Here is a 25,307-nt window from a genome sequence, read left to right as displayed (position 1 = left end):
GCGACTTTTCCGTTGCGGCCGCGGTGGCATTGTGGACTAAATCTACCGCCAACCCGTGCCTTATTTTTAACGGCGCCGGCGCCCAGAACCTTACTTCAGGCGGCAAGAACCTGGGCAATATACAGTTCTCGACCGCCGGAACAAGCGTGAGCCTACAGGACGACCTGAACGGCGACAACCTTACCATTGACAGCGGGACAACGCTTAATACCACCGCCGCGGGCAACCGGAATATAACCCTGACCGTCGATTTTAACATAAACGGGACCCTCACGGCGAACGGCTCTACCATCAGGGTCAAGCGAAATTGGGTTTCTAACGGGGCTAACGCGGTATTTAATTGCGGGACCAGCACGGTCATCAGCACTGTGACCGACGGCGATAGCGCCGGCTGGAAGACAAAAGATACCAACCCGTTCTACAATTTCGAGAAGACAGGCACAAGCGGGGCGTTCGGCAAATGTTTCATGGAGACCGATTGGGTCGTAAATAATGATTTTACCGTGACCAACGGTGAGTTTTATCAAACCGGCGCCCTCGGCCAATGGGACCTTACGGTAAAAGGCGACTTTTCCGTCGCGGCCGCGGTGTCGTTGTGGGATAAATCTACCGCCGACCCGTGCCTTATTTTTAACGGCGCCGGCGCCCAGAACCTTACTTCAGGCGGCAAGAACCTGGGCAATATGCAACTCTCGACCGCCGGGACCAACGTCAGCCTCCAGGACGCCCTGACCTGCGTAAAACTTACTCTTGACGCGAACACGACTTTGACCGACACGGTCGATAACGCCAACCTGACGTTAGGCGGCAATGTCGCCAATGCCGGGACCATGACGTTTAACGCGCCTACGAGCGACCTCATCCTGATAAGGTCTACTCCCGACGGGACCCAACGCAACTGGCAGGGGGCTGGGGCTTTCAATATGACCGATGTGGATGTGAAAGACCAGACCTGCATCGGGGGGACGCCGGCCAATATATATGTTGTCCATGGGACAGACTCGGGCAACAACGTCAACTGGGCTTTTACGGCCACCACGCTCACCGTCCCGGCCGCCGGCAGCAATGTAAACCAGCAGCCCACGATCATGGGGGTAGGGACGCCCGGCGATGTCGTGACCATAAAAGGCACGGTAGGCGGCCTCGCCTTCCAGGCTGTAGCGACGGCCACCGTTGACGCTAACGGAAATTACAGGGTAAAACAGACCGATTACACGGCCCTGCTGGATGTGATGCTCAATAATAATATCAGGCCGTATGTCGGCCTCGCGGGAGGCGTGGTAGTGGCTGTTAACGTCAGCGCGGCGCCCGGGCCCAACCTTACCCCGACTATCACATCACCTGCCGACGGCAGCCGCGTAAGCGGCAGCACGCCGACGATATCAGGCCAGGGTTTAGCCGGCCAGGCAGTGGCGTTATGGGCAAGTGATTTTAACAATGTCAATTTGCCGTTGACGAATATCGCGGCTACGGTGGTAGACGCGGGAGGAAATTGGACCATTACCGCCGCGGATTACACGACTCCCCTGGTGAAGGGAATAAATTACCTGAGCGTTGTCGTCAATAACGTGGCCAGCAACATAACGACTGTAACTTTCACGGATCCCTTCGGCGTGGTCTTCGATTCGGTTACCAATAATCCCATCAGCGGCGCGCAGGTCACCATCTATGATGCGGCAGGCGTTATTTTGGTCCCGGGCGCTCCCCCCGCCGCCGGGGGATGCCAGATAGCCGCCGGAGACGCCAACCCGCAGACAACCGCGGCGGACGGGGCATACAGCTACTTATGCGCGAATGCGAACGGTTATACTATAACCGTGTCGGCCCCCGGATACAACTTTCCTTCGACCGTGACCAACCTGCCGGCAGGCCGCGTCATCGTAAACGGTTCGCGCGGCCAGGCCTTTAATGTGGCAGGCGTCATCATACAGATGGACTTCCCTATGGACTCGAATAATATGCTGCTCAGGATCAAGAAGACCGCCAATAAGAAGGAAGCCGTGATAGGAGATATCGTCACCTATACGGTAACCATCAAGAACGTCAGCTCGACAGCCGTGAGCGGGGTATACCTGGCGGACCAGATCCCCGGAGGATTTAAGTATATAAACAGCAAGGCGATCCTTGACGGCGTTACCCTGGACCCGAGCGGCACACGCCCGATCGTATTTAATATCGGTACGGTCGCCGCGGGACAGACGCGGACCCTTAAGTACCAGTTGGTCGTAGGTTCGGGCGTCACCCAGGGCAGTTACGAGAACACTGCCTGGGCGCAATATGTAACCGGCGTTATTATATCCAACAAGGACCGCCAGACGGTAAAGATCACCCTCGACCCGTTGTTCGACCTGGGTACCATTATCGGGAAGGTATTCTGGGACAGGAATGATACCGGTTACCAGGAGGCCCCCAAGAGTACGGGGAAGAAGGCGGATAAGGAGATCGAAACCGAGGCCGGTATCGGCGGCGTCCAGATAGTCATGGAGGACGGCGCGGTCGTCACGACGGACAAGGAGGGTAAATACCATTTCCAGGCAATTATCCCGGGAAGACACCTTTTAAGGGTCAACGAGAGGACGCTGCCCGACGGCGCCTATTTGACCACTGATAAGGTGGTAGTGGTAGACACCACGCCCGGACTCTTGTCGAAGGTGAATTTCGGGGTCAACTCAAAGGACAAAGGGAGCAAGGAGCCAAAGAAAGAGAGTTCTCCGGTAAAGATACTCCAGAAGGAAGAGAAGGTAAAGCCCCTTCTTAACGCGGCGCTCTTTCCGGCCGGTGTTATAAGTTACGCGGGTTACGGTTCCGAAGTCCAATCCCTTCCCAACGCGTACGAATTCAGGATATTCACCAATTATTCCCTTTTTATCAAGAATTGGAAACTTGAGATATTGGACAGGGAGACGAAGGCGTTGGTCAAGGGCTTTAGCGGCACGTACCTTACCCTGGGCGAACCTGTCTATTGGGACGGCAAGGACAAGGACGGCAACTGGCTTGACCCTGGCCGCAATTACATATTTGTACTTTCAGTGATGGATAAGACCGGCCGCGCGGATACGACCAAGCCGGAGGAGTTGAAGGTCGTAAAATATAAAGCGCAGGCCTTAGAGCGTTCGGATACGGAGAAGAAAAAGATGAGATCCGAATGGCTTAAGGAAGAGAGTCTCGCCGATAACCTGGATAAGCAGAACATAAGGCTCAGCAACAAGGTAGTCGTGGTCGAGTCCCGGGGCGGCTTTGAGGCAAAGCAGGACGTCGATGTGCCTGAGGTCACGGATACCTCCAGCATAAATATAATGGTTGACGATACGCCTGTCCCGGCGGCCGGGGAAGGCAAGGAGTTCGTCCGGGAAGTCATAGTCCCTGAGGGCGAACACAAAGTCACGGTGGAATCTGTCGATACGGAAGGCAAAAAAGAGGACCAGACGCAATACGTAAAGGATAAAGATAATTACCTCATGTTCGTGGCGATGGGCGACGGCAAGGCCGGCTATACCTTCCAGGGAGGCAACATCGAACCGGTCATGCACGATGATAAATTCAGGAAGGGCCTCTGGTCCGAAGGCAAACTTTCCTATTACTTAAAAGGGAAGGTGCTCGGTAAATTCCTTGTCACATCAAGCTTGGATACCGACAGGAAGAAGAAGGAGCTGTTCAGGAACCTGGACCCGAATAAATATTATCCGGTCTACGGCGACGCCTCCAAGGTCAATTACGACGCCACCAATACCCAGGGGATGCTCTATCTTTTGGTCGAATGGGACAAGTCCAGCGCGTTATGGGGCGATTACGTCGTTGATTTCAAGGATACGGAATTCGCCACTTTCAAGAGGACCCTCTACGGCGCGAACGTCAATTATGAAGACGTCTCGACCACCCAATTCGGCGAGCCGAATACAAAGTTGGTCGTTTTCAAAGCCACCGCTAAGCAACAAGCGGCCCATAATGAATTCGTCGGGACGGGCGGTTCGCTATTTTACCTGAAGAACAAGAACATCACCGAGGGTTCGGAGAAGGTCGCGATAGAAGTCAGGGATAAAGTCACGGGCCTTGTCCTCGCGACCCTGACCCAGGGCGAGGGATTCGATTACCAGATAGACTACGATAACGGACGCGTCATGTTCTGGGAACCCGTCTCCCGGATAGCCGAATCGAATTCGATAGTATCATCCGCCCTCTTGAACGGAAACCCCGTCTATGTGACCGTCGATTACGAATTTGAGACCCTCGACAAATATGACGAGGGCGTCATCGGCGTGCGCGCCGAACAGTCTATAACCGATTACGTCAGGTTAGGCGGCACATACGTAAAGGAGGACCAGCAGGATAATAACTACGGCCTCGCCGGCGTAGACACGACCATACACTTAGGCGCCAAGACCCAGGTCACCGGCGAGTTCGCCCAGAGCAGGTCACAGGAGTTGGGGAGGTTCGTATCGACAGACGGCGGCCTTACATTTACCCAGCTCATTACCGACGAGCTTGCCATAGGCAGGGCTTACGGGGTGAAGGGCGAATCGCGCCTCTTTGATAAGTTGGGCGTCAGCGGCTATTACAAGAGGATAGATAAGGATTTCTCGTCGATCTCTACCGCCTCCCAGCAGGGTAAGGAGATGATGGGCGCGGCCGTGACATACGATATAACGCCGAAGACGAGGATAACCGCCAGGCACGATACGCAGGAACTGTTGGCCGACGGGAATCTCCAGACGCAGCTCCAGGTCGGCGCCAAGAAGACGGAGACGACAACCGCCCAGATCACGCATACGATGGACAAACTGAAGCTCACCGGCGAGTATCGCCACCAGAATACCGGCGAAAAAATAGAAAAATTCAAGTCCGAGACCAACGAGAACGGGGACATACTGGCCGCAAGGGCCGATTATAAACTGACCGACAAGACGAATGTTTTCGCGGAACAGCAGGGGAACATAACGGGCGTTGCCAATAACCAGACTACCGCCGGCGTCGAGACCAAAGTAAACGAGTATGTATCCTTAAGAGGCAAAGAGACGGTAGGCACAAAAGGGAACGCCACCTCAGTCGGCGCCTTCAGCAACATAACCGATAAGTTCAAGATCTCCGGCGACTACACATTAGCCGCTTATAAGACAGGGGACAGGGAGAACACCGCCTCGGCCACCGCCTCGGCTAAAGTGGACGAAACCAGCGAGGTTTACAATACTTATTCGACGAGCAGCTCCGCCTTTGAGGGCAAGAGGGACTCCCATGTCTTTGGCGCCAAGAAGACGATCAATAACGGGCTGGAATTAAGCATGGAACAACAGGAGGCGAAATCCGCGGTCGAGGTGAGCGATACCAATATCTACGGCGTGTCGGGGAACGTGAACGACAAGTTAGCCGTTACGGCTAAATTCGAGAGGGGCATAGTCCAGGATTTTGACGGCACCCGTTACAACCGTAACGCCCCGTCGCTCGGGTTGAGTTATTCCGATAAAGATAAGATCAAAGCCTCCCTTAAGGGGGAGGCGCGTTTTGACAATGCGAATGAGGATAAAAGGCAATACCTCGTCTATGCCGCGTTCGAAAATAAAGTGACCCGCGACCTTACGCTTTTCGCGAAGGCCAACATATCAAGCAGCGATAACACAAGCTTATCGTCGAAGCTCGCTGCCTACAAGGAATTTACCTTAGGCACTGCCTACAGGCCGGTTGATTTTGACAGGTTGAACCTGTTGGCCCGTTATAACTACCTGCAGAACGACTCGCCTGCCCAGCAGACCGACATACATGATATAGAGGGCTACAAGGCCCATATCTTATCGGGTGAGGCCGCCTACGACTTGAACGATCACTGGCAGATAGTCCAGAAACTCGCCTTAAGGATAGGGGAAGAGAAAGTAAGCGGATTCGGATATACAAGGACACAGACCTGGCTGGTAGTGGACAGGTTAAATTATAATATAAACAGGGACTGGGTGGTGGGCGCCGAGTACAGGCGGCTCGCCCAAACACAGGCGAAGGATGCCAAGCAGGGCGCGCTGGTCGAGGTTGCCAGGAATATCGGGGAATATGTCCAGGCAAGCGTGGGTTATAATTTTACCGATTTTAATGACGACCTGACCTATCTTGGTTATACCGCCCAGGGGCCGTTTGTAAGGCTGACCGGCAAGTTCTTTGACAGGACCCCGGAAGAGATAGAACAGCTGCGGCAGAGGAGAGAAGAAGAAAAGATAAAACGCTGGGTCCAGGAACTGGTCGACAGCGAATTATCCAGGCCGGACAGCAAGATAGCCCGGGAATTACGCCATTATTATAGCTTGGCTGAGACGGCGCAGCAGGAGGGAGAATTGGAGCTGGCAAAGAAGTATTATGCAAAGGTCGTCGAGACGGGTAACAAGATGAAGCGGGAAGCTGAGGATTATGTGAGAGGCCGCATAGAATTGGAAAAGTCGCTGGAGAGGGAGGATAAGCTGGCCAGCGCTTATTATAAAGACGGCAGATTACGGGAAGCTAAAGAGGAATGGGAAAAGATATTGGAAGCGGGCACCGCCAATATTTATCCCGCTAACTGGTAAGGAGGAAGAGCGATGTATAAAGAAAAGATCAATTTTGCGGCGCCGGTACTGGCTGTCCTGTTTCTGGCCGGCAATTTATCTTTAGCCCAGCATTCGCCGGCGGAAGAGGCCCGGCCGGCCGGCAAGGGATATACCTACAACCTCCAAGAGATGATAAAAAAGGCGAACGAAAATATCAAAAAGGTCGATAAAGAACTGGAGGAGCAGGCACTCAAAGAACGGAACATGGAGAAAGAAGCGGCAGCCAGGGAGCATTTCGAGAAAGGGGATGCCCTCTATAAGCAAGGTAAATTGCCGGAGGCCCAGCGGGAATGGCGGAAAGCGGTGGATATAACCAAAAGCACCGGTATGCAGGAATATATAAAGACAAGCGAAAAGGAAGCTAAGGAGAGAGAGCTCCTCAGCCAGAAGGAGGAAGAGGGAAGGCTGGCAAGGGTAAAGGAAGAAAAAGCCCGCATAGAGAAAGAGAACAAAGAGAAAGCGCTCAAGGCAAAACTAGAGGCCGAAAAGCAGGAGAAAGCGCGCCTGGAAGGCGAGGCGAAGGCACGCAAGGAAAAGGAAGCCGCCGAGAAGGAATCCCGGAAACAACTTGAGGCCCAGAAGAAAGAGCAGGAGCGCAAGGCCAAAGAAGATCAGGCTCGCATAGATAAAGAGCGCAAAGATAATGAACGCAAGCAAAAAGAAGATCAGGCTCGCATAGAGAAAGAGAACAAAGAGAAAGCGCTCAAGGCAAAACTAGAGGCCGAAAAGCAGGAGAAAGCGCGCCAGGAAGCAGTGCGCCGCGCCAATCAGGCAACTGAGAAACAGGCCAAACCGGAAGCTGAGAAGCAGGCCACACCGGTGAAATCGGGTAATTTTAGTTTTTGATATTTGACCTTGTTTTGGGTAAGTAAGGAATATATACTATAGCCGAGGGCAATCAGCGTGAAATATGACCGACGATAAGAAGACGGTGCTTATAGTAGAAGACGAACCGCTGAACATGAGACTTACCGTTGATCTTCTCGAGATCAACGGTTTTAATACGTTAAGCTGCTGTGACGGCGCAGCCGCGCTCGAGACCTTAAAGAATGCCATCCCGGATATCATCCTCCTCGATATCAATATGCCTAAGATGAACGGGTTCGAGGTACATAAAAAGATAAGGGAGGACCGCCGCCTCGACCGCATAAGGGTCCTCGCGCTCTCCGCGTCGGTGATGAAAGAGGACGAGGAGAGGATAAGGGCCGCGGGGTTCGACGATTTCATCCCGAAGCCGATCGACACGAAAGGGCTGGTAAAAAAGATAAAGGACTACTTATCCTCATGAGCCGGGACGAACTCGATATCCAGTACCGCGAACTCGTGGAGAACGCCAACAGCATCATCCTGCGCATGGATATGAAGGGCGATGTCACTTATTTCAACAGGTTCGCCCAGAATTTTTTCGGGTACAGGCAGGAGGAGATACTGGGAAAGAACGTCGTCGGCACGATAGTGGCACCGGCCGATTCCTCGGGCCGCGACCTTAAGGCGATGATCGACGACATGGCGCTACACCCGTCGAGCTATGTAAGCAATGAGAATGAGAACGTGATGCGCAACGGCACGCGCGTGTGGATCGCCTGGACCAATAAGTCGATCCTCGACGAAGACGGCCGAGTCAGGGAGATACTATGCATCGGCAACGACATAACCAGGCTTAAGGAGGCCGAGGAAGAGATAGTCAAGGCGAAAGAGGCGGCGGAGAGCGCCAATAAGGCGAAGAGTTCGTTTTTGGCGAATATGTCGCATGAATTAAGGACGCCGCTTAACGCGATAATAGGTTTTTCAGAATTGATGAAAGACGAGAGCTTCGGCCCGTTGACCGATAAGCAGAAAGAATACCTTGATTACATCTGGGAGAGCGGCAAGCACCTGCTCTCGCTGATAAACGATATACTCGACCTCTCGAAAGTCGAAGCGGGAAAAATGGAGCTTGAGCCGGGAGAGTTCGACCTGAAGGAACTTTTGAAGAAAAGCTTTGTTTTTATATCGGAGAAGGCCGCTAAACACGGCATAACCCTCTCCGCGGACGTCGGTGAAGGGGTAGGGGTAATAAAAGCGGACGAGAGGAAAGTCAAGCAGGTCATCTTCAACCTGCTCTCAAACGCGATGAAATTCACCCCGGACGGCGGCAAGATCGGCATTGACGCCAAAAAAACCGACAAAAAAGAGATCCTGGTCTGCGTCTGGGATACCGGCATAGGCATAGAAGCCAAGGACAACCATAAGATATTTTCGGAATTCGAGCAGGTCGACAGCGAATATTCGCGTAAATACGCGGGTACCGGGCTCGGCATGCCGTTAAGCAAGAAATTCGTGGAGCTGCACGGAGGCAAGATGTGGTTTGAGAGCGAAGGCAAGGGCAAAGGCACGCGTTTTTATTTCACCCTGCCGCTTAATATCTGTTAAGAAGAGGAGGCAAAAGATGGCGAAGGTCCTTATGATAGACGATGATGTGATGGTGCTTAAACTTTATTCGGAGATATTATCGAAGGAGGGGTTCGAGGTCCTGACCTCCAGCGACGCGAAGAAAGGTTTCGACATGGCCGTATCGCAAGCCCCGGCCCTTGTCCTGCTCGATATCATGATGCCGACGGTCGACGGGACGCGGGTGCATGAGGCCCTTTCACAGAACGATAAGACGAAAGATATCCCTGTCGTCTTCCTGACGGCTCTCGTCAGGGAAGAGGAGGTCGCGGCAAGCGGCGGGAAGATAGGCGGGCTGGATTACATATCCAAATCCACGCCTAAAGACAAATTCATCACGCGGGTCAAGAGTATCTTAGCCGGGAAGAAGTAGGGCTATACGACATGACGGCGGGATCCGGATTTAATATTAAGATCGCAAGGAAGATCGAAGAGATCCCCGTCGGGGACTGGAATAAACTTATGCCGGAGGCAGGAGAGAACTATTTTTTCCTAAAGACCCTCGACGAATCAAAGATGTCGCAATTCTCGTTCTTTTACATCCTGGTTTATGACAAGGATATCCCGGTCGGGGCGACCAGCTGCTTCGTCATGAATTTCGGCCTGGATTTCGGCGTTACCGGAAAGCTCAAAGGGTTCGCCAGGTGCATCAAGAGTATCTTCCCTTTTATTTTTAACCCCAGGATCCTGATCTGCGGCCTGCCTAACGGCCAGGGCAGGATAGGGATCGCCGCCGCCGCGGATCCCGGGATGGTGGTCAAGGCCATATGCGAAGGCATGGAGCAGATAGCGAAGGAAAAAAAGGCGAAGGTCGTCGTATTTAAGGATTTCAGCTTCAGGTACAAGGATATCCTTGATAAATGCCTTGATGACGGTTTTTTCAGGACCGCGTCCCTGCCTTTCACGGAGATGGATATCCGTTTCCGGGATTTTAACGGCTACCTCGGGACGCTGAGCTACGCGTCCAGGAGCGGGTTAAGGAGAAAGTTCAAGAAGATCGACGAGGAGGTCAAGTTCGACCTGGAAGTGAAGGGCAGGCTGGAAGAGGACGAACTGAAAGAGGCGTACGCCCTCTACCTCCAGACGTTCGGCAGGAAAGAGGTGGGGCTAGAAAAAGTGCCGGTGGATTTTTTCAGGAACATATCTGGGAATATGCCGGAAGAGACCAAGTTTTTCTTATGGCGGATGGATAAGAAAATGGTCGCGTTCAGCTACTGCCTGGCATCAGGAGGCCGTTTCATCGATTATTTTCTCGGGTTCGATTATTCGATCGCCTTCCACTTCCATCTTTATTTTATAAGGTTCCGCGACCAGCTGGATTGGTGTATTAACAATAATATAAGGTTGTATGAATTCGGGACAACCGGGTATGAATCTAAGAGGAGGCTGGGTTTCAGGCTTGTCCCGTCGTATAATTACGTAAAGCACCGCAACAGGTTCCTGAACCCGGTCGTCAGGGTCTTCAGCCGGAACCTGGTGGAAAAATTATATAAGTTTTTTTCGAAGCGGAAAAAATAATGGTATCTATCAAGAAAAGCCCCGATACGGGCGAACGGCTTTCGGTATTATCGAACGATTCCCGGTACGACCTCGCCTGCGCCTGCGGCACAAACGATGACGAGCACCGCCGCCGCTCTAAAGAAGGCAAATGGATATACCCGGTAGTGCTCCCTAACGGCGGCACGACATACCTTTTCAAGACCCTGCTTTCGAACGAGTGCGTCAATAACTGCAAATATTGCCCCCTAAGGGCCGGTTCCGATACGGAGCGCTGCTCCCTTAGCCCCGGTGAACTGGCCGCGTCTTTCATGTCTTATTATAATGCCCGGAGGGTCAGCGGGCTGTTCCTGAGCAGCGCGGTAACAGGCAGTCCGGACGCTACCATGGAACGGATCAACCGCTCCGCGCTTAACCTGCGCAGGATGCGGTTCAGGGGTTATATCCATTTAAAGATAATACCGGGCGCCTCCGAAGCGGCTATCAGGGAGAGCCTTTCGCTGGCTACGGCCGTATCTTTGAATATAGAGACGGCCGGCGAAAGCAACTTCAGGCATCTCAGCACGACCAAGGATTATATCCGCGACATCATACGGCCGATAGAATTGATAAGCCGCCTCACAGCGAAAGGTTCTCCTTATGCGGGGATCAAGCAGACCACCCAATTTGTCGTCGGAGCTTCCGGGGAGACCGACAAGGAGATCATCGGCTATTCCTGGAAACTGTACAGGGAGTTGGGCCTCAGCCGCGTCTATTTCAGCGCTTACCAGCGCGGCGCGGGTTCGCCGGAACTCCCCGGCGAACGTTCGGACCTCACCAATAGCGACCTTTTGGCGAGGGAGCACCGCCTTTACCAGACGGATTGGCTCATCCGCAAGTACGGCTTCAGGGCGGACGAGATCCCTCTCGACCGGGACGGCAACCTCTCCCTGGGGACGGACCCGAAAGAGATGTGGGCGAAGTCTCATCCCGAATTTTTTCCCGTATATGTAAATAAAGATGACAAGGACCGGCTGCTGCGCGTTCCCGGACTGGGACACGTGATGGTCGAGAAGATACTTTCATTGCGGGAGAGCGGGGCGAGGATCAGTTCTATCGAAAACCTGGGAAGGCGCAGCAAACTCCTCGTCAAGGCCGGCCAATACCTCACCTTTTGACACCGGGCCATCAAAGTCCTTGTCATAACAAGGCATTATCCTCTATAATATCAAACATGAAGACGAAGACGGTATTGATAGCCGCCGCTTTTATCTTCCTGGGCGCAGGTCTATTTATCGCGTACAGGAATTATGCCGGTTCCCCGGAGAGTGTATCCTCAAGGGCCAGGGAGAAGGCATGGGCGGGGCTAAAGAGGGACCTGAAGAATAAAGTCGCGCATTTCAAAGGCACGGTCGGCCTTGTGATAAAGGACCTGGATACAGGCCGTGAGATCGACCTCAACAAAAATACCCCCATACCCTCCGCGAGCCTGGTCAAGATACCCATCATGCTCTCCTGTTTTTACGCCGCGCAGGACGGGAAGATACATTTAAACGACCCTGTGAGGCTCAGCTACGCCGATAGGGTAAGCGGTTCTAAGGTGTTGGGCAACAAGCCGGTCGGCTCGGTCTTTACCGTAGAGGAGTTGTTCCATCCTATGATAACGCAGAGCGATAACGCCGCCGCGAACGTCATTATCGATTTCATGGGGTTCGACACCTTGAACTCGTATTTCAGGAAGATGGGCTTAAGGGACACCAATTTGGCGCGCAAGATGATGGATTTCAAGGAGAGGAGGGCGGGTGAGGAGAACTATACGACCGCGGCGGATATGGCCGGCCTCCTGGAGGAATTGTATCGTAAGGAATTCTTAAGCGATGAGATATCCGGCAAATGCCTCGAGTTACTGGGACAGCAGAAGATAAACGACAGGATCCCCAGGAAGCTTCCCAGGGACGGTACGTCGATCGCCCATAAGACGGGCCTGGAAAGGCATATCTGCCACGATGTGGGGATCGTATTCACCGATAACGGCGATTTCCTGATATGCGTCCTGGTCAAGCACGAGAACAGGTTCGCGATGCCCGCGAAGAAACTTATTTCGGATATCGCGTTATTGACGTATAATTATTACCGGAGCTTTTAAAAAAGGGGTAGAAGTGCCTACGATACAAAAAGTAATGTTCTGGTTCCCGGCTTGGCTTTTAGGCCCGTTCGTAATAGGGGGATTTACTTTATTTTCAATAGTGGGGCTGCTGATAGTCCGCCGTTTCGTGCCGCATAGCAGGTTAAGGACCCATCATGACGTAGCCGACCCGATCCTCGGCGCGGTCGGCGCCGTTTATGCCGTGCTTATAGCGTTTGTCGTGGTAACCGTCTGGCAGAATTATGACAAATCGAACTGCAATGTGGAGATGGAAGCTAATTACATGGCCGACATTTACAGGGACGCAGAGGCCTTTTCCCCGGGTTTCAGGCAGAAGGTGGGCGATCTACTCCGGGAATACCGGCAGGCTGTGGTCGACGACGAATGGAAGTCGATGCGGAAGGGGGAGATGAGCCCCAGGGTGGAAAAGATAATGCGGCAGATCTGGACGCTTTATACTTCTTACCAGCCGAAGACCTCTACAGAGCAATCGTTTTTCGATGAATCGGTCAGGAAATTGAATTCGTTCCGGGAATTAAGGAGGCAACGGCTGATGGATTCGAGGTCCGGGATCCAATCCTTGCTATGGTTTGTCCTGATAGGAGGGGCGCTCGGCACCATCTCCTTTACATTTTTATTCGGCGCGGAAAGCATAAAAGCCCAGATCATAATGGTAATTATACTTTCGGCGATGATATCGTTGATCCTGTTCACTATCATGGAGCTGGATTTCCCTTTCACCGGCTCGGTCTCGATATCCCCGGAGCCGTTTAAAGAGATGCTGTTGGATTAAAGATATTCGAGTTCGAAATCCAATAAAATAGGAATATTAAGGAGGCAACTTTTATGTCATTGTTCCAGGGGGTCATCGGCGGAGGTTTTGTCATATTAATCCTTGTCGGCTGCTCTATCTTGTCGCTCGCGATAATAATAGAGAGGTGTTTTTATTACAAAAGCAGGTCCAGGGTGAAGAGAAGGGACTTTATGGATGAGATAAGCGCGGAATTGAAGAGGGACCGCCTCATGAACGCTCTGGATATCTGCGAAAACACCAAGACGCCTTTCTCCGGCGTCGTCCATGCCGGACTGAAGCTCTTCGGCCACAATGAGTCCGTGATATCAAACGCGATGGAGAGGGAAGTGACGATAGAGACCACCAAATTGGAGCAATATACCAGCGTGGTCGGCACGATCGCAAGCACCGCCGTTTATATCGGCCTCTTCGGGACCGTCCTGGGCATAATAAGGGCTTTCCACGATATCGCCCAGAGCGCCGGTTCCGGCGGGATAAACGTCGTCATTAACGGCATAGCCGAGGCGCTGATATGCACCGCGGCCGGCCTCTGCGTCGCCGTCCCGGCAGTCATCGCGTATAATTATTTCATCAAGAGGATAGATAAGTTCGTCGTAGATATGGAATTGTGCGTTTCCGAAACCATGGACCTGATCGCCACCAAACACAGATGAAAAGAGAATCCAGAAGGCAAAGGCTGGTCGCGGAGATAAATATAACGCCCTTCACCGACGTTATCCTCGTCCTGCTGGTCATATTCATGATAGCGACCCCGCTGATATCCCAGACGAGCCTTGATATAAAGCTTCCCGAGGCCAAGAGCGGACAGCCCCTCGAGGCGCCGAAGAAGGCGCAGGTATATGTCAGCATAATGAAGGACGGCTCGACCTATGTCGACCAGGACCGGGTGACGAAAAAGGAATTGAGGGCGAAGATAGACGCCCTGCACAGGAAGACCCCGGATATAAGCGTCGTCGTCCATTCGGACAGGCTGACGCCGTTCAAGGATGTGGTCAGCGTCCTCGACGTCTTGAACGAACTGGGCGTGAACAGGTTGAGCATAGGGGCGATAAGCGAAAGAGAGGCCGATAGATAAATAGGATTCCCTCCCGCCGCAGCCCGTAAGGTAGAAAAAAGTCAATAAAAAGCGGAATGCGGCAATTTACATATCTCCGCCATCCCTTATAATTATTTTATGAGGCCCATGAGGTTATTTACGAGTTTAGCTCTGCTGTTATGCCTCGCTTGCTTTTCGCCGTATTCCTATGCAATGCCCAAATTTTTTTTAAGATCCGGCCGGTCCGTCCCTCCGACGCTCCTTTATCCGACGACAAACGACATCAACCTTGAGGGAAAAGATATCCTTGTCTTCCGGTGGGAGACGACCGATATTGCCGAGACCGACCATTACGAGTTAAGGTTGTATAACGGTTACGACACCACGGTCACAGGGTTTATAATGAAACACAATATCTCCACCAGTCCCGCAAAAATCCCGGCTGCTACATTCAGTGAAGGCCGGGTCTATACATGGAGTTTGAGGCAGGTATTCCTGGGCGGCAAAAAAAGCGATTATAGTTACAGCTCATTCAGGGTCATAAAAAAATAATACCGGAAAGGAGCAAAATGAAAAAATTACTGCACATAATAGCCACGCCGAGAGGGGAAGAATCCAGGACATTGGCGGTATCCGGCGCCTTCCTTGAGGCCTTCAAGACAGGCCATCCCGACTGGACGGTGGAGGAACTGGACCTTTCGAAGGAGGACCTTCCCTCGCTTACATTAAAGAGGGTAGACGGTAAATATGTCCTTTTGTCGGGCAAGGACCTCACCGGCGACCTGAAGGAGGCCTGGGAAGAGATAGTCAGGCATATCGAGAGGTTTATGTCGGCGGACGGCTACCTGATAAGCACGCCGATGTGGAATTTCAGCGTCCCGTACACGCTCAAGCATTATATCGATGTCATAGTCCAGCCGAAGTACCTCTTCCGTTATACGGCGACCGGCGCCGAGGGGCTGGTGAAGAACAAAAAGATGGTTGTTGTCGCCAGCAGGGGAGGCGATTACAGCTCCAAGGAGATGCGCGCCGCCGATTTCCAGGAGCCCTATCTCCGTAGAATATTCGGGTTATGCGGCATCACGGATATCACGTTTGTCGTCGCCCAGCCTATGGATATGGGGCCCGAGCTGCAGAAACAGAAGATAAACGAAGCGCAGCAGGCCGCCAGGATAACGGCCGCAAAATTCTGACTAAGGAGAAGGTCCATTGCGGGATGAATTGACGATAAAGATCTCCGGAGAAGCGGGCCAGGGGATGCAGGCTATAAGCACGGCGCTGGCGAAAGTCTTCAAAAAAGCCGGGCTGCATATATTCATGAACCAGGACTTTATGTCGCGCATCCGCGGCGGGAATAATTTTTCGCAGTTGCGGGTCTCGGAGAGGCCCGTCTTTACGCTAAAAGGGAAAAGCGATATCACCGTCTGCCTGGATAAGGGAAGCATAAGCATACATAAGCCGGATATGGCGGAAAAAGGCATTATGATAACCGACAGGCAGAAATTCGGCACCGAGGAAACAGGCCCGGGTTTTTTCGACGCGCCTTTTTATGATATGGCCAAAAAAGCAGGAGGAAGCGAGCTCTTCGCGAATTCCGCGGCGTGCGGCGTGGCGGCCGGGATCACAAAGATCAGCTTCCGTCTCGTGGAGGAGGCGTTAAAGGAGATATTCGCGGATAAGCCCGCGGATGTCATAAAGATAAATATAGCCGCGGCGAAACTGGGATATGATTTCTCGGCGAAATATTTCCGATCCGACGCCTTCGCCGTCAAGGAAGGCGCGGCGGCCGGAAACCTTTTGATGAACGGCAATGAGGCGATAACCCTGGGCGCGATCAGGGGAGGATGCAAATTTTATTCCGCGTATCCGATGTCGCCCTCGACGAGCATAATGGAGAACCTGAGCCGCTACGCGAAGGATTTCAATATCATCGTCGAACAGGCCGAGGATGAGATCGCCGCGATAAATATGATAATAGGGGCGTCTTTTGCGGGCGTTCGGTCGATGTGCGCCACATCCGGCGGCGGATTCGCCCTGATGGTCGAGGGGTTAAGCCTTGCCGGGATGCTCGAGACGCCTATCGTCGCGGTGGATGCTCAGAGGCCGGCCCCGGCGACAGGATTCCCGACCCGCACCGAACAGGCTGACCTGGATTTTCTTATACATGCGGGCCACGGCGAATTCGCGAGGGCGGTATTTGCCCCCGGGACGGTCGAAGAGGCGTTCTACCTTACGGTAAAAGCATTTAATCTCGCGGAAAAGTACCAGATACCGGTCCTGATAATGACAGACCAGCATCTGGCCGATTCCTCCCGCGACATTGACCCGTTCGATATGGATAAGGCGAAGGTAGAGCGCCACATAATATCAAAAGAGGATTCGAAGAAGGTCACCGGGTATAAGCGTTATCAGCTCACCGAAACAGGCGTATCGCCTATGGCCGTGCCCTCGTGGATCGAGGATGTAATTTACGCCGATAGCGACGAGCATACCGAAGAAGGGCATATCACCGAAGACGGGAAGATCAGGATGTCGATGGTCGATAAGCGGTTCTATAAGAAGATGGCGCTTCTCTCGCGCGAGGTCGAGGAGCCGACGGCTTATAACCTGAGCGGCGCCGACATGGTTTTGGTAGGTTTTGGTTCGACCTACGGGGTTATGAAGGAGGCCTGCGAAGCGACGCAAGGGAAGAAGCTGGGTTTTATACACCTATCCCAGGTATGGCCGTTCCCCTCGGATCATATAGCCGGATTATTGAAGCGGGCAAAAAAGGCCGTTACCGTTGAAAACAATGCCGGGGCCCAACTGGCGAAACTCATCCGGCGCTCGACCGGCATCGAAGTCGACGGTTCCATATTAAAATATGACGGCAGGCCTTTTAACGCGGACTTCCTGAAAGAAAAGGCCTCCGAGGCGGTGAACAATGGCAGACGTTAAAGATTTCATAAGCAACGATCCGATAGCATGGTGCCCTGGGTGCGGGGACTTCGGCATCCTCAACGCATTGAAAGCGGCGCTCGTAAAACTGGGGCGGAAGCCCAAGGATATAGTCATCGCCTCGGGGATAGGCCAGGCCGCGAAATTGCCCCACTATATAAAATGCAACTGCATAAACGGGCTCCACGGCAGGTCTCTCTCATACGCGTCCGCGGTCAAGATCGCCAACCGCGAATTGACCGTCCTCGTCACCACAGGCGACGGCGACTGTTACGGTGAAGGCGGCAACCATTTCATACACAACATCAGGCGCAATACGGATATTACCGTGATAGTCCATAATAACCAGATCTACGCGCTGACGAAAGGCCAGGCCTCGCCCTCGACCGATGAGGGGTATGTAACGAAAGTCCAGACGCAAGGCGTCATCTCAGAGCCTATCCGCGCGCTGGAGATGGCGATAGTCCTCGGCGCGGGTTTTGTGGCGCGGGGTTATTCCGCAGATATGGAGCATCTCTCGTGGCTGATTCTCGAAGGGATAGAACACAAGGGGTTCTCTCTCGTCGAGGTCCTGCAGCCGTGCGTTTCGTTCAACAAGAAGAACACTTACGAATGGTATTCAAAGAGGATATACAAAGCAAACGACGATCCCGCATATGATCCCGGAAATTATGTTGCCGCGCTCCAAAAGGCTTCGGAATGGGGCGACAGGATCCCCATAGGGATAATTTATAAGGCCGAGAAGGCGAGCTACGAGGAAAAGAGCGGATTAAATAAGCGTCCGCCTTTGGTCGAAGAGAAGATAGATGATATCGACATAACAGGCATCTTAAAAGAATACGCGTAAAAAAAGGAAAGAGAGGAAGCCCATGGTTGATAAGATCTTGATAGTGGATGACGATGAAGGGCTGAGGAGCGAGCTCAGGGACTTCCTGGAAGGATACGATGTGGTCGAGGTCCCTGACGGGGAAGCGGCCCTGAAATTATTGGGCAGGGCGAACGAGATCGGCCTGGTGATCCTGGATGTCAAGATGCCGGGAGTGAACGGCCTCGACGTCCTGGCTGAGATCAAAAAAACGGACCCGCACCTAAAGATCATTATCCTGACCGGGCATAGTTCAAAAGATGGCGATCGAAGCCCTGAAGGCCCGCGCGGACGATTATATGGAAAAGCCGGTAGGCATCGCAAGGCTCAAAGAGACGGTAGAAGGCCTGCTGGAGGCCAGGCGCGGCGAAGGCGGAGTGAACGAACAAGGTTTAAAGGGGAAGATAGAGAAGGTCAAACGGTTCATGGAAAGGAACTGGTACAAGAAGATAACCTTGAACGAGGCCGCTGGCGCGGTCTGCCTTAGCCCGAAATACCTTAGCAGGATATTCAAAGAGAACATAAAGAAAGGTTTCAGCGACTATAAATTGGAGTTGAAGATAGGCAAGGCCAAAGAGCTCCTGAAAAAGGGCGACTACAATGTAAACCAGATCTCCGAGAGGATGGGTTACGAAAACACGGAGTCGTTCATAAGGCAGTTCAAGAAGTTAGCGGGATACACCCCGACGGAATACAGGAAGAAGGTAAGGCCGGGCAAAAGCCCCGGCAAGCGGGCCAAAACCGCTAAACGGAAGCGGTAACCGCGTTTTGACCCGTAAGCCCTCAGTAGAAAAATATCAATAAAAAGGGGAAACAGCCTGTTTACACTTTTACCGCGATAAGATAATATCTATGTATCAAACGAGGCATAAAGAGATGGCCGGTAAAAAAGTGATGATAGTCGATGACGACACGGAATTTCTCGAGGAGCTGAACGAGACGATGTCTATGAGCGGCTATGAGATAATCCCCGTCAACGATTCCGTCGCCGCGGTGGAAATAGCGTCCCGCACAAAACCGGATCTCATAATACTCGATCTTAAGATGCCAGGGAGGAGCGGGTTCCAGCTGGCCGAGGAGATAAGGCGGCTCCCGGAATTGGAAAAGACCCCGATAATCGCGATGTCGTCGTTCTTTAAGGAGGAATACGCGTTCCTCCTGAGCATATTCGGTATCAAGAAATGCCTCAAGAAGCCGTTTAAGCCCCTGGATGTGATCAACGCGGTGGAAGCCGCTATCGGATAAGATAATAGAATGCTTAAAGAAGAAGGGGAAGATCGGATGAAGGTGAAAATCGACCCGGATATCTGCATAGGCTGCACATTGTGCGTGCAGACCTGTCCGGATGTCTATAAAATGGAGGGAGAGAAGGCGGTGGTTTATGTCGCCGCCGTCCCTAAAGCCGTCGAGGCCGCCTGCAAGCAGGCAGCGGATGAATGCCCCGTGACGGCGATCATAATAACAGAATAGCGTATTTCGTAAATTCTGCTATAATATGACACATGAAGAAATTAGTCCTTGTGACCGGTTCTGCCGGTCTCGTAGGTTCTGAGTGTGTCAGATTTTTTTCTCACAAGGGTTTCGGCGTCATCGGCGTCGACAACAACATGAGGAAGAAATTCTTCGGCGACGCGGGTTCGGTGGAATGGAACAAAGACCTTCTCCTCAAGACCGCCCCGGATTATGTCCATCATGACTTCGATATACGGGATAAGGCCGCTGTCGAAGGCCTTTTCGCAAAATACGATTTCGACCTTATAATCCACGCAGCGGCCCAGCCCTCGCATGACTGGGCGGCCAGGGAACCTTCCACGGATTTCGATATAAACGCCGGGGGGACGCAGGCTCTCCTGGAAAATTTCAGGCTGCGCGCCCCAAAGGCGGTCTTCATCTTCCTTTCGACGAACAAGGTCTACGGTGACAATCCCAACAGGCTTCCCCTGGTGGAGCTCGGGAAGAGGTTCGAGCTGCCCGAGGACCACAAATTTTTCGGCGGTATAGACGAATCCTTCAGCATAGATAACTGCCTCCACAGCCTCTTCGGCGCCTCAAAGGCCGCCGCCGATATACTCGTCCAGGAATACGGCAGGTATTTCGGCCTCAAGACCGCGGCATTCAGGTGCGGCTGCATAACAGGACCGTATCATTCCGGGGCCGAGCTTCACGGTTTCCTGTCCTACCTGGTGAAATGCTGCGTCTCCGGGAAGAAGTATACTATCATCGGCTATAAGGGAAAACAGGTGCGCGATAACATCCATTCCCGCGACCTCGTCGAGGCCTTCCACCAATTCTATCTAAAACCCCGCTCCGGAGAGGTCTATAATATGGGCGGGGGCAGGAGCACCAGCGTTTCTGTCCTTGAGGCGATAGGGCTTTGCGAGGAGGTCTCCGGCAGGAAGATGCCTTACGATTACGTCGACCGGAACAGGATAGGGGACCACATATGGTGGATATCCGGGCTCTCAAAATTCAAGTCCCATTATCCCGGCTGGAAGATCTCCTACGATGCCCGCGGCCTGATCGGGGACATATTCAAACAACAGAAAGAATTGTCCGGAAATAAATGAAAAGATACAGGGTCTTTAATATTTTTTTCTGGTCGGCCGTCTCTATAGCAGTCATAGTCACAGGCATCTCGCTTTCCATGAGGGGCGGCAGGGACCTGAAGGTGGGGTTGTATGGAGTCAACCAGGTATTGCACGGCAAGTCGCCGTATGATAATATTTCCGACGTAAACCGTCCGCTCTTCCGTTACGCGCCGGGGATGACGATACTCCAATATCCCTTTATGCTGGGAAGCGAAATGGCCGAATTCTCGGCCGCGGAACCCTTGACTTTCAAAGGCATGTTGCCCTCCATATTCGCATGGTACCTGGCCGAGCTCGCCGCGGTAGCGCTCAGCGGGTTGATATTGCTCCGGCTCATCCGGTCGCGCACTAAAGAGGAGGGTTTGCTGAACCTGAAGATAAGCCTCCTCTTGGCTTTGCCTTTCCTGTTATATGAATTGTCCAACAGCCAGAACAAGCTCGTCGCCCTATTTTTCCTTCTGACGGCCCTTTTATTGTTCAAGGAAAGAAGGATGTTCTTTTCGGCCGTATACTTCTGCCTCGCCCTGACCGTATACAGCCCTTTGCTGGTCTTTATCCTTTATTTTGTATTAAAAAGCAGGGGGAGGTTCATCCTTAGCTTCATCGCGGGCTTTTTTGTCATTTTTTTCCTGGTCCCTTCCGCGGTATTCGGCATAGGGTTCAATAATTACCTGCTGGGAGAATGGTTCGACCGCGCCATCAAGCCGTTCTCTGCCGCGGCCTCTTACGTGAACTACCTCGACCTGAGGGTAAGCAACCAATCGCTTCCCGGGGCCGTCGGAAGGCTATTGGCGCCGGGCGGGACCAATAATTTCCGTTATCTCGTTTCTCCGGAATTGATCCATCTGCTTATCAGGGGCCTTTCGGCGGTGATCGTCCTGTTGTCATGCATCGCGGCCTGGAAGAACAGGGAAGAATCCTCGCAGGGGCTGCTCTATCCGGTCTTTTTAATGCTCGCGCTCTTGCTTCCCCAGTATTGCATTTATTACACCTGGGGTTGGACGTTTGTCATTTATTTCGCCGTCCTTAACTATGCCGCGCGCGCGGAAACCCCGCCGGCCGGGAAAAAATTCCTGCTTGCGGCCGCTTCGGCCTTATTTATTTCCACCTGCCTGGTGTTCGTGCCTGTTTTCAAAAGTATTTCCCTTATTTCGTGGGCCACCCTGTTCTTGTGGGCGGCGATGGTGAAGGCCATTATCGGGACCCCGCTGCTTAAAAAGGCCGGTCCGCGATGAAAGGCAACCTCTCGGCTGTCTTGATCGCCCATAACGAAGAAGAGAATATCGGCGGGATGCTTGAAGGCCTGCTGGGTAATTATCCGGACGAGCTTCTCGAGGTCCTTGTGGTCAGCGACTCCAGCACGGACAGGACGTCAGATATCGTCCGGGCCTGGATGGGCCGCGACAGCAAAGTCAGGCTGATAGAAAAAGGCCGGCCGAGCGGGGCCGGGCTCGCGTTAAAGACCGGTTTCAGGAACGTCAGCCCCAAGGCCGATTATGTCCTTACGATGGATTCGGATTTTATAGAGAATATCAAGGAGGTGCGGTCGCTTATCGCGGCAGCGGAGCGGAAAGGGTTCGACGGGGCGATAGGCTCGCGGTATATGGAAGGCGGGAAGCTGGTCAATTATCCGCCCATGAAGAAGATAATGAACCGCTCGTTCCATTTTATCGTCAGGGCGCTTTTCAATATAAGGCAGAAAGACCTCACCAATAATTTTAAACTTTATAAGGCGGAGATAATACGCGGCCTGCCGTGGAGGAGCGGTGATTTCGCCATAAATGCGGAGACAGGCATATTCCCCATCGTTGCGGGATATAATATCGCGGAAGTCCCGGTATCATGGATACAGAGGGGGGCCGGGATGGGAAAGTCAAAGTTCCGCCTCTTCGCGGTAGGCTGGAGCTACATCAAAGTCATCGGTTATGCCTTGCGGCTTTCTGCGGGGAAAAAGGTTTCCCGATCGATCCGATGAATATTGTTATCACAAGTGCCATCTTGATTTACGGCGGTATATACGTATAATATCTACTATACCGATGGAGGCAACGGCAGGCCCATATGAACAATAACCAATTCTTTTTCGGGAGTTTTCGTTCGAAGATCACGGTGGCCCTCGTCCTTTCACTGTTTTTGGTGGCCGCGATCAGCAGCCTGCTCTTATACCAATTCAGCTATAGAGCGCAATTCGAGCAGTTCAGGGAACACCTCAAGATGGTCGCGCAGACGGCGGCCTTTACCGTGGATCCCGATCTCCTTATGCAGGTCCCGCTTGACCGCGCCGGCGTAAAAAGCTCGCAATACAATACCATCGCCGAAAAATTATCACAGATAAAAAAAGCGAACCCCCAGATACTTTTCATATACACCATGGACCGGACCGACAAGGGCGTATGGCAGTTTATAGTCGATCCCGAACCCAGGGTCCAGACCAAGGGGGAGTCGGGGGCCACCTCGTACCCGGGGGATAAGTATGACGCCTCGAGGTTCCCTGAGATGTTAAAAGCGCTATCGGGCCCTTCCGCCGATAGTAAACTCATGATCGACGAATGGGGGGCCACCCTCTCGGGCTACGCTCCCATCCGCGGCAAGGACGGCAAGGCGGTAGCCATACTCGGGATAGATATCAGCGCGCAAAATGTTTACGGGACACAGAGGGAACTCTTACGGCGCGCTATTTTGGTATTGGGCGCGGGCATGCTGATCTCCGTAGCCTTAGGGCTCCTGGTCTCAAAGAGGGCGACCGATCCGGTCAAGGAACTCGAGGAAGCTACCAGGCACTTCGCGACGGGAGACCTCCAATACAGGGTCCACATAAAAGGAAGAGATGAGATCGGCAGGTTGGGCGAGTCCTTTAATAAAATGGCAGAGAGCCTCGTCGCGTCAAAAGAGGCCTTACGGGATTATTTCTACCGCATCGTCCAATCGTTAGTGCGCGGGCTTGAAGCGAAAGACAGTTACACGAGCGGCCACTCTGACAGGGTCTCCGAGTATTCGCGCGCGCTCGCCCTCGAGACGGGACTTTCCGTAAAAGACGCCGACATGCTGAAAGAAGTGGCCGAGCTCCATGATATAGGAAAATTAGGCATCGACGAGAGGGTATTGAACAAGGTGGAAAAACTGACCGATGAAGAATGGAGGACGGTCAAGCAACATCCGGTTACGGGAGAGGAGATATTGGGACCTGTCTTCCTGGATAAGCGTATGCTCTCCATCGTCAGGTCGCATCACGAACGGTACGACGGTTCGGGTTATCCTGACGGCCTTAAAGGCGATGAGATAGATATGTTAGCCCAGATCGTCTCGGTCGCCGACGCTTATGACGCCATGACCACTACCCGCGCCTACAGGGGACCGCTGACTAAAGAGGTTGCCATAGAAGAATTAAAAAAGCACAGCGGGACGCAGTTCAACCCGCTATTAGTCGATGCCTTCCTCAGGGTATTGAGCAGGGAAGGTAAGGATGCTTGAGCATGACCTTAAGAGGAGGAGACCAATAAAGTGTTCAGAGAAAAGATAAAGGTGCTGGACTGCACGATAAGGGACGGCGGGCTCATAAATAAACACGACTTCGACTTCAAGTTCGTCCGGGCGGTCTATAAGGCGCTCTCGGAAGCCAGGATAGATTATATGGAGATAGGATATAAGAACTCGAAGAAACTCTTCTCGGAGAAGGAATACGGCCAGTGGAAATTCTGCGACGATGAACAGATAAAGAGGGTCATAGACGGCATCGAATCGAAGACGAAGATCTCGGTCATGGTCGATGTCGACCGCGTGGACGTAGAAGACGTAAAACCGCGGAAGGAGAGCCCGGTGTCGATGGTCCGGGTCGCGTGTTATGTCAAAGACATAGACAAGGCGATATTCCTCGCCAACCGGTTCGCGGACAAGGGTTATGAGACGACGGTCAATATAATGGCCATTTCCAGGGCGCCTGACAACGAGCTAACCGAGGCTTTCCACCAGCTTAACGAAGAGTGCAAGGCCGGCGTCATCTATATCGTGGACAGCAACGGAGCGCTGTACCAGGAGACGACCGAACTGCTGGTAAAGAAGGCAAAGGGCATAATAAAGGACAAGGAGATCGGGATACACGCCCACAACAACCAGCAGCTCGCCTTCGGCAACACGATAGAGGCGATAATCCACAACGCGAATTACGTCGACGGGACTGTTTACGGCCTGGGAAGGGCCGCGGGCAACTGCCCGCTCGAGCTTATACTCGGGTTCCTCAAGAACCCCAAGTTCGATATACGTCCGGTGCTCGACCTGATATCGAAGGAATTTATCCCCCTGAGGGAAAAAATGGAATGGGGTTATATAATACCGTACGCGATAACCGGCATGCTTGACGAACATCCGCGCGCCGCGATGGCCCTGCGCGGAAGCGACAAAAAAGAGGATTACAGGGAGTTTTACGAGAGCCTGATAGGAAGCGGAGAGACGCAGTAA

24 protein-coding genes are annotated in these 25,307 nt (G+C 52.8%); 23 read left to right on the top strand and 1 reads right to left on the bottom strand.

What is annotated here, in order from left to right; translation table 11 throughout:
• Positions 1–23: 23 nt before the first annotated feature.
• The 15 genes from WC317_04040 (at position 24) to WC317_03970 (ending at position 18,246) form a co-directional block, all read left to right on the top strand.
• Complete coding sequence (locus WC317_04040; GenBank protein ID MFA5339306.1) at positions 24–6,539, top strand: hypothetical protein; 6,516 nt, start codon at positions 24–26, stop codon at positions 6,537–6,539.
• A 12-nt stretch (positions 6,540–6,551) separates the two neighbouring features.
• Complete coding sequence (locus WC317_04035; GenBank protein ID MFA5339305.1) at positions 6,552–7,406, top strand: hypothetical protein; 855 nt, start codon at positions 6,552–6,554, stop codon at positions 7,404–7,406.
• A gap of 64 nt (positions 7,407–7,470) precedes the next feature.
• Positions 7,471–7,848, top strand: a complete 378-nt coding sequence (locus WC317_04030; protein MFA5339304.1) for a response regulator — start codon at positions 7,471–7,473, stop codon at positions 7,846–7,848.
• Complete coding sequence (locus tag WC317_04025) at positions 7,845–8,972, top strand: PAS domain-containing sensor histidine kinase (protein ID MFA5339303.1); 1,128 nt, start codon at positions 7,845–7,847, stop codon at positions 8,970–8,972. The genes WC317_04030 and WC317_04025 overlap by 4 nt, the downstream gene beginning before the upstream one ends.
• A gap of 16 nt (positions 8,973–8,988) precedes the next feature.
• The gene (locus WC317_04020) at positions 8,989–9,363 is read left to right on the top strand and encodes a response regulator (GenBank protein MFA5339302.1); all 375 of its coding nucleotides are present in this window, start codon (positions 8,989–8,991) and stop codon (positions 9,361–9,363) included.
• An 11-nt stretch (positions 9,364–9,374) separates the two neighbouring features.
• Positions 9,375–10,508 (top strand): GNAT family N-acetyltransferase, encoded by a 1,134-nt coding sequence (locus WC317_04015; protein ID MFA5339301.1) that lies wholly within the window; start codon positions 9,375–9,377, stop codon positions 10,506–10,508.
• Entirely contained in the window at positions 10,508–11,644 is a 1,137-nt protein-coding gene (locus tag WC317_04010; protein MFA5339300.1) for a radical SAM protein, read from the top strand. Before WC317_04015 ends, WC317_04010 begins: the two co-directional genes overlap by 1 nt.
• Positions 11,645–11,700: 56 nt before the next feature.
• Positions 11,701–12,612 carry a serine hydrolase gene (locus tag WC317_04005; protein MFA5339299.1) on the top strand — a complete coding sequence of 304 codons (912 nt, stop codon included), beginning with the start codon at positions 11,701–11,703 and terminating at the stop codon, positions 12,610–12,612.
• A 13-nt stretch (positions 12,613–12,625) separates the two neighbouring features.
• Entirely contained in the window at positions 12,626–13,405 is a 780-nt protein-coding gene (locus WC317_04000) for a DUF4239 domain-containing protein (GenBank protein ID MFA5339298.1), read from the top strand.
• Positions 13,406–13,458: 53 nt separating this feature from the next.
• Positions 13,459–14,079, top strand: a complete 621-nt coding sequence (locus WC317_03995; GenBank protein MFA5339297.1) for a MotA/TolQ/ExbB proton channel family protein — start codon at positions 13,459–13,461, stop codon at positions 14,077–14,079.
• On the top strand, positions 14,076–14,501 hold the full coding sequence (locus WC317_03990; protein MFA5339296.1) for a biopolymer transporter ExbD: 426 nt from the start codon (positions 14,076–14,078) through the stop codon (positions 14,499–14,501). Before WC317_03995 ends, WC317_03990 begins: the two co-directional genes overlap by 4 nt.
• A gap of 174 nt (positions 14,502–14,675) precedes the next feature.
• Positions 14,676–15,014, top strand: coding sequence for a hypothetical protein (locus WC317_03985; protein MFA5339295.1), 339 nt, complete (start codon positions 14,676–14,678; stop codon positions 15,012–15,014).
• Between the two features lie 17 nt (positions 15,015–15,031).
• Positions 15,032–15,655 (top strand): NAD(P)H-dependent oxidoreductase, encoded by a 624-nt coding sequence (locus WC317_03980; protein ID MFA5339294.1) that lies wholly within the window; start codon positions 15,032–15,034, stop codon positions 15,653–15,655.
• Positions 15,656–15,683: 28 nt separating this feature from the next.
• Positions 15,684–17,399, top strand: coding sequence for a 2-oxoacid:acceptor oxidoreductase subunit alpha (locus WC317_03975; protein MFA5339293.1), 1,716 nt, complete (start codon positions 15,684–15,686; stop codon positions 17,397–17,399).
• Positions 17,386–18,246 (top strand): 2-oxoacid:ferredoxin oxidoreductase subunit beta, encoded by an 861-nt coding sequence (locus WC317_03970; GenBank protein MFA5339292.1) that lies wholly within the window; start codon positions 17,386–17,388, stop codon positions 18,244–18,246. Before WC317_03975 ends, WC317_03970 begins: the two co-directional genes overlap by 14 nt.
• On the opposite strand, the gene WC317_03965 is transcribed toward WC317_03970, so the two are convergent.
• The gene (locus WC317_03965) at positions 18,229–18,498 is read right to left on the bottom strand and encodes a hypothetical protein (protein MFA5339291.1); all 270 of its coding nucleotides are present in this window, start codon (positions 18,496–18,498) and stop codon (positions 18,229–18,231) included. The two genes, WC317_03970 and WC317_03965, sit on opposite strands and share 18 nt — an antisense overlap.
• A gap of 26 nt (positions 18,499–18,524) precedes the next feature.
• Here WC317_03965 and WC317_03960 point away from each other — a divergent pair, with 26 nt between their 5' ends.
• The 8 genes from WC317_03960 (at position 18,525) to WC317_03925 (ending at position 25,307) form a co-directional block, all read left to right on the top strand.
• A complete protein-coding gene (locus WC317_03960) occupies positions 18,525–19,025 on the top strand; it encodes a DNA-binding response regulator (GenBank protein MFA5339290.1) in 501 nt (166 codons plus the stop codon).
• Between the two features lie 115 nt (positions 19,026–19,140).
• Positions 19,141–19,509 (top strand): response regulator, encoded by a 369-nt coding sequence (locus WC317_03955; protein ID MFA5339289.1) that lies wholly within the window; start codon positions 19,141–19,143, stop codon positions 19,507–19,509.
• Between the two features lie 36 nt (positions 19,510–19,545).
• Entirely contained in the window at positions 19,546–19,734 is a 189-nt protein-coding gene (locus WC317_03950) for a ferredoxin (protein ID MFA5339288.1), read from the top strand.
• A gap of 32 nt (positions 19,735–19,766) precedes the next feature.
• Positions 19,767–20,831, top strand: coding sequence for an NAD-dependent epimerase/dehydratase family protein (locus WC317_03945; protein ID MFA5339287.1), 1,065 nt, complete (start codon positions 19,767–19,769; stop codon positions 20,829–20,831).
• Positions 20,828–22,087, top strand: a complete 1,260-nt coding sequence (locus WC317_03940; GenBank protein ID MFA5339286.1) for a glycosyltransferase 87 family protein — start codon at positions 20,828–20,830, stop codon at positions 22,085–22,087. Before WC317_03945 ends, WC317_03940 begins: the two co-directional genes overlap by 4 nt.
• The gene (locus WC317_03935; protein MFA5339285.1) at positions 22,084–22,827 is read left to right on the top strand and encodes a glycosyltransferase; all 744 of its coding nucleotides are present in this window, start codon (positions 22,084–22,086) and stop codon (positions 22,825–22,827) included. Before WC317_03940 ends, WC317_03935 begins: the two co-directional genes overlap by 4 nt.
• 86 nt (positions 22,828–22,913) lie before the next feature.
• Positions 22,914–24,323, top strand: coding sequence for an HD domain-containing phosphohydrolase (locus WC317_03930; protein MFA5339284.1), 1,410 nt, complete (start codon positions 22,914–22,916; stop codon positions 24,321–24,323).
• A 30-nt stretch (positions 24,324–24,353) separates the two neighbouring features.
• Positions 24,354–25,307, top strand: coding sequence for an aldolase catalytic domain-containing protein (locus tag WC317_03925; protein MFA5339283.1), 954 nt, complete (start codon positions 24,354–24,356; stop codon positions 25,305–25,307).

This window comes from Candidatus Omnitrophota bacterium (assembly GCA_041653595.1).
Classification (GTDB): Bacteria; Omnitrophota; Gorgyraeia; order Pluralincolimonadales; family Pluralincolimonadaceae; genus Pluralincolimonas.
This window is presented reverse-complemented; position numbering and strand designations above follow the sequence as displayed.

Excerpts from the sequence above, each read along its gene's own strand:
- WC317_04035 (MFA5339305.1), top strand. The coding sequence starts at position 6,552 with ATGTATAAAGAAAAGATCAATTTTGCGGCGCCGGTACTGGCTGTCCTG.
- WC317_04030 (MFA5339304.1), top strand. The coding sequence starts at position 7,471 with ATGACCGACGATAAGAAGACGGTGCTTATAGTAGAAGACGAACCGCTG.
- WC317_04025 (MFA5339303.1), top strand. The coding sequence starts at position 7,845 with ATGAGCCGGGACGAACTCGATATCCAGTACCGCGAACTCGTGGAGAAC.
- WC317_04020 (MFA5339302.1), top strand. The coding sequence starts at position 8,989 with ATGGCGAAGGTCCTTATGATAGACGATGATGTGATGGTGCTTAAACTT.
- WC317_04015 (MFA5339301.1), top strand. The coding sequence starts at position 9,375 with ATGACGGCGGGATCCGGATTTAATATTAAGATCGCAAGGAAGATCGAA.
- WC317_04010 (MFA5339300.1), top strand. The coding sequence starts at position 10,508 with ATGGTATCTATCAAGAAAAGCCCCGATACGGGCGAACGGCTTTCGGTA.
- WC317_04005 (MFA5339299.1), top strand. The coding sequence starts at position 11,701 with ATGAAGACGAAGACGGTATTGATAGCCGCCGCTTTTATCTTCCTGGGC.
- WC317_03995 (MFA5339297.1), top strand. The coding sequence starts at position 13,459 with ATGTCATTGTTCCAGGGGGTCATCGGCGGAGGTTTTGTCATATTAATC.
- WC317_03990 (MFA5339296.1), top strand. The coding sequence starts at position 14,076 with ATGAAAAGAGAATCCAGAAGGCAAAGGCTGGTCGCGGAGATAAATATA.
- WC317_03985 (MFA5339295.1), top strand. The coding sequence starts at position 14,676 with ATGCCCAAATTTTTTTTAAGATCCGGCCGGTCCGTCCCTCCGACGCTC.
- WC317_03980 (MFA5339294.1), top strand. The coding sequence starts at position 15,032 with ATGAAAAAATTACTGCACATAATAGCCACGCCGAGAGGGGAAGAATCC.
- WC317_03970 (MFA5339292.1), top strand. The coding sequence starts at position 17,386 with ATGGCAGACGTTAAAGATTTCATAAGCAACGATCCGATAGCATGGTGC.
- WC317_03965 (MFA5339291.1), bottom strand. The coding sequence starts at position 18,498 with ATGATCTTTAGGTGCGGGTCCGTTTTTTTGATCTCAGCCAGGACGTCG.
- WC317_03960 (MFA5339290.1), top strand. The coding sequence starts at position 18,525 with ATGGCGATCGAAGCCCTGAAGGCCCGCGCGGACGATTATATGGAAAAG.
- WC317_03955 (MFA5339289.1), top strand. The coding sequence starts at position 19,141 with ATGGCCGGTAAAAAAGTGATGATAGTCGATGACGACACGGAATTTCTC.
- WC317_03950 (MFA5339288.1), top strand. The coding sequence starts at position 19,546 with ATGAAGGTGAAAATCGACCCGGATATCTGCATAGGCTGCACATTGTGC.
- WC317_03945 (MFA5339287.1), top strand. The coding sequence starts at position 19,767 with ATGAAGAAATTAGTCCTTGTGACCGGTTCTGCCGGTCTCGTAGGTTCT.
- WC317_03940 (MFA5339286.1), top strand. The coding sequence starts at position 20,828 with ATGAAAAGATACAGGGTCTTTAATATTTTTTTCTGGTCGGCCGTCTCT.
- WC317_03935 (MFA5339285.1), top strand. The coding sequence starts at position 22,084 with ATGAAAGGCAACCTCTCGGCTGTCTTGATCGCCCATAACGAAGAAGAG.
- WC317_03930 (MFA5339284.1), top strand. The coding sequence starts at position 22,914 with ATGAACAATAACCAATTCTTTTTCGGGAGTTTTCGTTCGAAGATCACG.